Origin of the sequence: Promineifilum sp. (SeqCode), from assembly GCF_041918635.1 — a bacterium.
In the GTDB taxonomy this organism is placed as follows: domain Bacteria; phylum Chloroflexota; class Anaerolineae; order Promineifilales; family Promineifilaceae; genus Promineifilum.
Genome location: NZ_JAYRVJ010000726.1, coordinates 1 through 1,761 on the forward strand (window position 1 = coordinate 1; position 1,761 = coordinate 1,761).

The 1,761-nt window shown below is 63.9% G+C and carries 2 protein-coding genes; both read left to right on the forward strand.

Annotated features, from left to right (window positions below):
* Positions 1–966, forward strand: a 966-nt coding sequence (locus ACE3UY_RS21185; RefSeq protein ID WP_374689467.1) for a TolB family protein, incomplete at its 5' end; no start/stop codon positions are given.
* A gap of 256 nt (positions 967–1,222) precedes the next feature.
* A partial coding sequence (locus tag ACE3UY_RS21190) for a lamin tail domain-containing protein (RefSeq protein ID WP_374689468.1) occupies positions 1,223–1,761 on the forward strand: 539 nt, incomplete at its 3' end.

Consider the following 1,761-nt stretch of genomic DNA (forward strand, 5'->3'; position numbering starts at 1 on the left):
GCCGGTGTGCCCCTCGCTATTCAGGGCAATACCATACTGGTCAGCGCCTCCGCCCGCAACTTCCAGAACTTTTACCTGGCGGGGATGGTCTTCGCCTTCACCGGCGGGGAGAAGCCCACGCACTTCGCCTCCCTGCCCATCATCTCGCGGGCCGGCCCGGCGCTGCCCGCGCAGCGCATCGTCTACACAGAGTCGGTCGAAAGCGACGCCTATCTGTACTCCATCCGCCCCGATGGAACGGGCAAGACCCAGCTCTCCAGCGGGACGGGCTTCTCGGATTGGTGGCCCACCTGGTCGCCCGATCACCGGCGCATTCTCTTCAGCCGCACCACGTTGACGGGGACGGCGGTGATGGTTATGGACGCTAACGGCGGCAACGTCAAGGTGGTGTTCAATCCCGTCCCCAACCGCATGGAGGCGCTGTACCCCACCTGGAATGGGACGAAGATCGCCTTCATCGGCCGGACGTGGGATAACTCCCGCTACGGCCTCTACGTCATGAACCTCGACGGCAGCGGGATGGGCAATCTGACGCCCGGCCTGACGGGCGAGATGGGTTCGCCGGCCTGGTCGCCGGATGGCCAGCAGATCGCCTTCAACCTGCGGCGTCAGGTGGGCGAGGAAGATGAGACGAACGACCTGGCTATCATCAACGCCGACGGCAGCGGCCTGCGCTATCTGACCGGCCCCGAAGGGCACGAGCACGACCCCGATTGGTCACCCGACGGCAAGACGCTGGTCTTTGCCGGCTTGATCGGCGGCCAGAGCGGGCTGTTCACCATCCCGGTCGCCGGCGGGACGCCGACGCACGTGGTGAGCGAGGCGAATTACCCGGCCTGGTCGCCCGACGGCCGGTTCATCGTCTTCAGCAGCTCGATGAGCGGCGGCATCTTCCGCGTCCCGGCCGGCGGCGGCGAGGTGTTCGTGCTGGATGCCTCCCGCGATGCGGCGATACCGGATTGGTAAAGCGTAGATAGCGCGAAGCTAACGGCTCATGCAAAGAACGCAAAGTTCGCCAAGAGCGCTAAGGAGAATTCCTTTCTTGGCGTTCTTAGGGAACTTTACGTTCTTTGCGTGAGCCTCTTAGTCTCAGCCTTCGTAATATAAGCCGTAAGCTTGCTCCTTATACTAGGGTAATATCACCTACTATAGTCGGCGGACTGTGCCTTACCGCCTACTATCGTGGTGCGTTTCTCCCTGTTAACGTAATGGAGCAAGAGCCATGTCGCGTCATCGTCTCCCGGGCATCCTTTTCTTGTTGACCATCCTCGCCCTGTTCGTCAGACCAGGCGCGGCCGAGGGGCCGCCGGTCGCCATCAGTGAAGTCCTCGTCGGCAACGCCTCCACCAACATCGACCCCACCTACACCAACTACTCCTCCTGGATCGAACTGCATAACACCACCGGCGCGGCCATCAACCTGACCGGTTATACGCTATCGTCCTTGCGCGACGGCCGCGCTACGCCCGACCGTTACACCCTGCCCAGCGGGGCCGGCTCCACCATCCCGGCCGGCGGCCGCGTCCTCGTCTGGTACGACGAGATCGGCAGCGGCCTGCACACGCCGTTCGAACTGGACATGGACGGCGGCGTGATCGAACTGCTGGCCCCCAACGGCGGTCTGGTGGACAGCGTCACCCTGGCCGCGCAGAAGCCCGACCTCTCTTACGGTCGCGCGTCCGGCGGCGGCTGGGCTTACTTCGACCCGCCCACGCCCGGCGCGGCCAACAACACGCCCGCCTTCGCCAGTTATGTCAACAA